At 47.3% G+C, this 7,028-nt stretch carries 4 protein-coding genes; 1 reads left to right on the top strand and 3 read right to left on the bottom strand.

Annotated features, from left to right (window positions below):
• Positions 1-82 precede the first annotated feature (82 nt).
• The 3 genes from AACR11_RS06615 to rtxB are packed head-to-tail and all read right to left on the bottom strand — an operon-like array spanning position 83 to position 5,717.
• Complete coding sequence (locus AACR11_RS06615) at positions 83-2,251, bottom strand: type I secretion system permease/ATPase (protein WP_017818214.1); 2,169 nt, start codon at positions 2,249-2,251, stop codon at positions 83-85.
• 2 nt (positions 2,252-2,253) lie between these two features.
• Positions 2,254-3,615, bottom strand: coding sequence for an HlyD family type I secretion periplasmic adaptor subunit (locus AACR11_RS06610; RefSeq protein ID WP_017818215.1), 1,362 nt, complete (start codon positions 3,613-3,615; stop codon positions 2,254-2,256).
• Complete coding sequence (gene rtxB, locus AACR11_RS06605) at positions 3,612-5,717, bottom strand: RTX toxin T1SS ABC transporter subunit RtxB (RefSeq protein ID WP_017818216.1); 2,106 nt, start codon at positions 5,715-5,717, stop codon at positions 3,612-3,614. The genes AACR11_RS06610 and rtxB overlap by 4 nt, the downstream gene beginning before the upstream one ends.
• Positions 5,718-5,945: 228 nt before the next feature.
• Between rtxB and AACR11_RS06600 the strand changes: the two genes are divergently transcribed.
• Complete coding sequence (locus AACR11_RS06600) at positions 5,946-6,974, top strand: IS630 family transposase (protein ID WP_017818217.1); 1,029 nt, start codon at positions 5,946-5,948, stop codon at positions 6,972-6,974.
• The last annotated feature ends 54 nt before the right edge of the window (positions 6,975-7,028 follow it).

Here is a 7,028-nt window from a genome sequence, read left to right as displayed (position 1 = left end):
GAATACCTGTTTGACAACGGGCGGAAGTCCTTATAGTACGTTTTCGTTTCATTGGACTTCAGACCCCTTGTATAAGTTAGGGCTATTCACCCACTTGCTGCTTCCATAGCTTAGCGTATAAGCCTTGTTGGGCAACTAACTCATCGTGTGTGCCGCTTTCGGCAACTTGGCCTTTATCGAGCACAAAAATGTTATCGGCATGACGAATGGTGTTGAGTCGATGCGCAATACTGATCACCGTGCGGCCACGGCAAATTTCATCCATATTGCTCATGATTGCCGCTTCAGAGTTGTAGTCTAGCGCGGAGGTTGCTTCATCGAGCAACAAGATTCTCGGGTCCACCAGTAGGGCTCTTGCCAAAGCAATACGCTGTCTTTGACCACCAGACAGTGCTGCGCCCTTTTCACCCACTGGTTGGTTAAAACCGTGAGGAAACCCTTCAATAAATTCTAATGCGCCTGCTAATTGCGCAGCGTGGCGAATCTCTTCGTCGCTGGCTTGCGGTTTACATAAACGAATGTTGTCCGCCACACTGCCGGAAAAGAGGATACTCTCTTGCAATACCACGCTCATGTTGCGACGCAGAGAAACGGGATCGGCAATCGCGAGATCCATTCCATCGACCAACACTTGTCCATGTTGTGGAACGTATAAGCGCTGTAGCAAACGAGTGAGCGTGCTTTTCCCTGAGCCTGAAGGCCCAGTAACGCCGATAAATTGCCCAGGCTGAATCTTGAGGGACAAATTGGCCAACACTTCTGGTGAATCCTTGTGATAGCGAAAACGAATGTTACTAAACTCAATGCCACCTTCGAGCTCGGGTACCGAGGCTAAACCTTGTTTACTGTTCTCTCTTGGTTCATCGAGAATATCGCCCACGCGTCTTAAAGCGATGAGTGTGTGCTGAAAATCTTGCCAAATTTGTGCCAGACGTAAGACAGGTTGCGTCACATGGCCAGCAAGCATGTTGAATGCGACTAATTGGCCGGGCGTGATTTCCCCTTTAAGCACCGCGCTCACGCCCCACCAAAGCAGTAGCGCGGCGGTGAGCTTCTGCACCAAAGCGATAGCTTGCCCTGCAACCAGCCCAGATTTTTGCGCGTCAAAGCTTCGGTTTAATTGTTGGCTAAGAATACGTTGCCACTGTTCGAGAAAGCGATGCTCTGTGGCAGTGGTTTTGATGGTTTCAATGCCAGTCACGGCCTCGGTCAAAAACGTGGTTGCGCTAGCGGCGGACTCGTACTCCGATTCCACTTTTTTGCGGATCAGTGGTCCTGCAATGAGCCACAGTACAAAGTAAATCACCAAGGAGCCAATCACCAACCAGGTGAGCGTGCTGGCGTAATGAAACATCACGGCAAGGAAGACGGTGACAAAAATCAGATCAAGCAGCAGCATCAGTGTCGACCCTGTCACAAATTGACGGATTTGTGCCATTTCACGCACTCGAGCAATGATTTGGCCGGTTTGACGCTGCTTAAAATAGGTTAATGGCAAACCGACTAAGTGGCGATAAAGCCGACCTGAAAGCTCGGCATTCACTTGGCTGGCAAGGTGGCCAAACACCGTGTTTCGTAAATAGCTGTATGCTGGCTCGGCAATGGCCAGTGCCAACATGGCCAGCGCCAGTACGTGCAAGCTGGATAAACTGCGCCCAACCAGTACCTTATCGATGACATTTTCAAACAACATTGGGCTAACGAGAGCAAACACCTGTAACGCGATGGCGTAAAGAAACACATCACGCAATTGGCTCTTTTGCCGCAGAATCGAAGGCGAAAACCAGCTCAGACCAAATTTGACCTCTTTGCTGCTGAGCTGCTCATCGGCGAGCAGCATCACTTTGTGCTTTCGCTGAGATGGGTTTGGCGATACAGGTTTTGTTTGCAACTGTTGCGTCGAGGGATCATAACATGTCCAATGCCCATCACTGACTTGGGTTATCACTTGCCAGCCATGGTTATTCTCGATAAGGGCAGGGAGCGGCAAAGTGTCGAGCGCTTGAGTGTGCAGCGTGGTGACTTGGCTTTTAAGGCCCAGATAGTCCGCCGCTTCTCTCATCTCCATGTCACTCAGGTGAGCATGGCTTACGCCTAATGCGTGCTTAAGCTGTGAGCTGGACGATTTCTTATGGAACTGTTGGCCAGCGTAAACCACGGCCTCGATTCCCCAGTTATTACGTGTGGTTTCTTCTGGTCGCACTTGCCCTATAGTGTCGATATGCTCATTGGCTGATAACGTGGCAGTCATCTCTATCTCTCCCTCAACGCTTCAGCTTGGTACTCGCGAATTGGACTGAGTAGGTAGTCGATAACGCGTCGCTTATCGGTCTTAATTTCAGCAACGACCGACATGCCAGGAGTCAGCTCAACCATTTGACCATCGATGACGATATTGTTTTTGTTCAGTTGTACTTGAGCAGGAAAGACCAGCCCAAGCTGTTCGTCGGTGGTGGAATCACGTGAGATACTCAGCAGCTCAGCGTCGATTGTTCCGTATCGTGTGTAGGGAAACGCATCCACTTTGACCGTGACCGACTGGCCCGGATAGACAAAGCCAACGTCTTTATTGAGGATCTGAACTTCCGCCAGCTGCACGCTGTTTTCCGGTACGATGATCATTAAATTTTGCGCAGGTTGCAGCACTGCGCCTAGGGTATAGACGCTGAGTTGCTGCACGGTGCCATCGACAGGAGAGCGAATGATTTCCAACTGTTCGCGCTCACGTACTTTAGACAGCTCTTGATTCAACGCGGCCAACTGCAATTTTGCTTGTCGGCGCTTTTCCAGCCACTCTCGATGCTTTTGCGCTTTGAAGCCCGTTTGACGCTCTTCGAGACTTTGATATTGCGATTTCAGCACTTGTAGCTCTGCTCGTTGCTGAGCGACTTGGCGCTGTACTTCTAGCAACTCTTTCTCTTGCTCTAGATACTCGACGTGGCCAATGACTTTAACCTGATTGAGCGTTTTACGCGCAGCCAGACGTTGGCTGATGTTCTCGGTGAGCTGAATTAGGGCGTTGATGTCGCTTTGGCGAGCGGCTTGAGAGGTGCGATTGACCTTCATTTCTGCGCTGATGCTCGCTAACGTCGCGTCAAATTCTCGTTTCTCGCTGAGATAGTTTTCATTGATCAGCGCCTGTTGCTCTGTTGGCAAGGCGGTGAACATTGGGTCTTGAACCAAAGGTTGGTCGTTGAGTAAAGTGCGGTAACGAATGAGTTCATTGGTTTGAAACTCGGATTGAGTGATCAAACGTGTGATGTCTTGATTCACCCCGAGCGTATCCAAGGTCAACAAGGGCGCACCTTTTTCCACCCGCTGGCCATCCCTCACATGGATGCTCATTACGCGGCTTTGCTCATAAGATTGGATAACTTGTGAACGGCCAGAGACCACAAGGCGGCCCGTGGCGGTGGCTTGTACATCCAGTTTCCCCCAATACGCCCAAAGCAGCGCAGCCAGTACGCCAATACTCAGTGTTATCGCGGTTAGCCGTGCAAAGGGTGATGGCGGTTTTTGAGCCAAAGCAAGATGCGCAGGCAGAAATTCATAGTGGTGTTCGGCACTTTGGCGAGGTTGCCCTTTGCCCAAGAAACGCTTAATGATGCTGATCATGCGGTGGTTTCCTCTTGTTTGAGCTCTTGCTGAAGCTGCCATAACTGTTTGTATTGTTTGCCGTGGGTGAGTAACTGCTGATGCGAGCCTTGCTCAACAATCGCGCCTTGATGAAGCACAATGATGCGATCGCAATCGCGCACGGTAGACAAGCGATGAGCGATAGTGATCACGGTGCGGCCTAGGGCGATGTTGCCCATGTTGGATTGAATTAACGCCTGAGATTCATCGTCTAGGGCGCTGGTGGCTTCATCCAAAATCAATACTTTTGGATCCGACAGCAGTGTTCGTGCAATCGCGAGTCGCTGCCTTTGGCCGCCAGAGAGAGATTGTCCGCCTTCCGCTAAAATGGTGTCGTAACCCATGGGCAACTTGAGGATGAATTCGTGCGCGCCTGAGAGTTTCGCCGCTTCAATAATTTCTTCTAAGCTTGCTTCCGGTTTCGATTGGGCGATGTTCTCACTCACACTTTTGTTAAATAAGAAGTTTTCTTGTAGTACCACCCCCACTTGTTGTCTCAATTGCTGAATGTGGATGTGATTGAGTGGAATGCCATCAATCGTGATGCTGCCTTGCTCTGGACTATAAAGTCGCAACAGCAAGCGAGCTAAGGTGCTTTTTCCTGAACCGGACGTGCCGACGACGCCCAATGTCTCACCCGCTCTTATGTCCAATGACAAGTCGTTGATAGTGGGGGGAATATCCGGTTGGTAACGAAAGAGGATATTTTTAAAAGAAACGGCCCCTTGAAGTGTGACAATGTCACTTTCGGTGTGTTGTTCTACTGGCAGGTTGAGCATATCCCCGAGTTTTTCGACGGCGACGCGGGTTTGAATAAATTGCCCCCACAATTCGACCATACGCGCTAGCGGTTGGGCGATGTGATTGGTCATCATATTGAAAGCGATCAATTGACCGATGGTCATTTCAAGAGAGAGTACTTCCGTTGCCCCAAGCCACAAGATCGCCACACTGGTGATTTTTTGCAGCAATTGAACTAGGTGGTTTGAGCGATTATTGAGCTGTTGGACATCGTAACCGGTTGAGAACATTTTTTCGGTTTGTTCATCCCAGCGGCGAATAAAGCGCGGCTCAACCGCCAAACTTTTCAGGGTTTCACTGCCTGCCACGGTTTCGGTAAGAAAGGATGTGTTTGCCGCAGCATGTGAAAACTGTTTTTCAATCGCCGCCTGCATTCTTGGCGTTAACCACCAAGCAAGAAGGGCGTAACACGGTATTGTGGCGATGAAAAGCCAAGTGAGCGGGCCGGAAAGTAAACTCATTACATACAGGAAGACGAACATAAACAGAAGTTCGACCGTTAGAGTAAACATGGAGCCAGTCAAAAACTCACGCACGGTGTCGAGTTCTCGCACGCGTGTGACAATCGCCCCGACTTGGCGGGATTTAAAAAACATCAACGGTAGACCAAACAGATGTTTAACCAGTTTTAGTCCGAGTTGTATGTCAATCCGATTGGCCGTGTGGGCATACTGATATTCACGTAGACCACGAAGGACCACTTCGATCACCCCGGTAACCACGAGGCCAAACACCAGCACATCCAGTGTTGACCAAGCTTGGTGAACCAGCACTTTATCCATTACCACTTGGAAAAAAAGAGGCGAAATAAGCGCGAGGATTTGCAGAACAAAAGAGAACAACAGAATCTCACTCAAGACTCGTTTATGTTGCAGAAACTCGGGAATGAACCAAGTGATGTCAAAGCGAGATTGTGCTTGTTTTATTTCTAGAGATTTTTTGTTCCAAGTCGAGTTAAGTTCGTGATAAGAGACCACTTCCGGACTTTCTTTTTTAGGTCTTTGTACTAAACACTTATCTTTATTAGCTTTTGCTAGAATAAATGGCGTGCCTTGTGAATCAAATAAAATGGCAGGTGTTTTTATTTTATCTATGTTTTTAAATTGTGAATGTTTTGTGGTTATTTTTACTTTGTTTTCTTTTTTAATTTTTTCGAGTTCTTCTTTGTAATTATTAGTTTTTGTTAAATTAGCACTTTCTTTAAATTGTTCTCTATTGCCGCTGATGATACTTAAATAAAAGTGAATACATATCAGCGTCAACCCTTCATTGTTGGACATAATTAAATTACTTAGCCAATGTTTATTGCAGCGTTTTTGAAGGGGCGGAATCCTATCACCGCTTGTTAACACGATCAATCATCAATTGCGGACTGTTTTGCTCGTTTATTGGTCTCTATTGTGTGTTTATTACACAAATTTGATTCAAATGAATGATGCATATCACGTTATACCAGTGATCATTGAAGATGCTTGATTTTTCATAAAATCAGGATCATGCTACGCTCCATGAAAATAACACTGACTCCCCAACAGAAACTACAACTCGAAGAGATGCACGATTCCACTCGTGATGGTCTAGTACGTGACCGCATCAAAGCGGTCTTACTTGCGTCTGAAGGTTGGAGTCAGGCGATGATTTCTCAAGCTCTTCGCATTCACGAATCGACTGTTGCACGTCACCTCAGCGACTACGTGCTTTCTGAAAAACTCAAGCCTGAAAATGGTGGAAGCCAAAGCAAGCTTTCTGCTACCCAAACCATGCATTTAATCGAGCATTTGACTGAAAAAACTTATTTCCATACCCATCAAATCGTTGCTTACGTCGAGGCTGAATTCGGCGTTCGCTACACAGTTGCAGGCATGAATAAGTGGTTACATCACCATGGTTTTTCATACAAAAAGCCCAAAAGTGTACCGCACAAGCTAAAACCTGAAGAGCAGCAAGCATTTATCGAGTATTACAACGAGGTGCTTAAGTCCAATGATGCGCCAGTGCTTTTCATGGATGCTGTTCATCCAACTCAATCAACAAAGCTCAGCTATGGCTGGATCCGTAAGGGGCAGGATAAGCTTATTGAAACGACAGGTAGTCGTACTCGAGTGAATTTAATCGGTGCTCTCCCCCTGAAAGATATTAGCACCACGATCACCGATACTTATGAGACGATAGATAGCGAGAGTATTGTTCGCTTCTTTTGGAAGCTCAAGAAAGAGTGTTATCCACTAGAGCAAACCGTGCATATTGTGCTTGATGGCGCAGCCTATCATCGGACAGAAATGGTGAAGAATGCGGCAAAAGTGCTCAATATAGAGCTTCATTACTTGCCGCCATATAGTCCGAACTTAAATCCGATAGAGCGGCTTTGGAAAGTAATGAATGAGCATGTGAGGAACAATGTCTATTTTCCCTCCAAAGCAGCATTCACCTCTGCTATCAAAACGTTTTTTGATGTAACGCTCCCTGAAGTTGCAGGCTCACTCGCATCCAGAATTACAGATAATTTTCAGATATTGAAACCTGCATCTTCAAGTTGAACGGGCATAAATATCAAATTAAACATAGCTAGATAAGGTTGTTGTTTGTTATGA

This window comes from Vibrio sp. L85, assembly GCF_963871815.1.
Taxonomy (GTDB): Bacteria; Pseudomonadota; Gammaproteobacteria; order Enterobacterales; family Vibrionaceae; genus Vibrio; species Vibrio harveyi.
This window is presented reverse-complemented; position numbering and strand designations above follow the sequence as displayed.

What these genes read in the sequence shown, in the direction of transcription:
- AACR11_RS06615 (WP_017818214.1), bottom strand. Translation starts at nt 2,251, where the DNA reads ATGACTGCCACGTTATCAGCCAATGAGCATATCGACACTATAGGGCAA.
- AACR11_RS06610 (WP_017818215.1), bottom strand. Translation starts at nt 3,615, where the DNA reads ATGATCAGCATCATTAAGCGTTTCTTGGGCAAAGGGCAACCTCGCCAA.
- rtxB (WP_017818216.1), bottom strand. Translation starts at nt 5,717, where the DNA reads ATGTCCAACAATGAAGGGTTGACGCTGATATGTATTCACTTTTATTTA.
- AACR11_RS06600 (WP_017818217.1), top strand. Translation starts at nt 5,946, where the DNA reads ATGAAAATAACACTGACTCCCCAACAGAAACTACAACTCGAAGAGATG.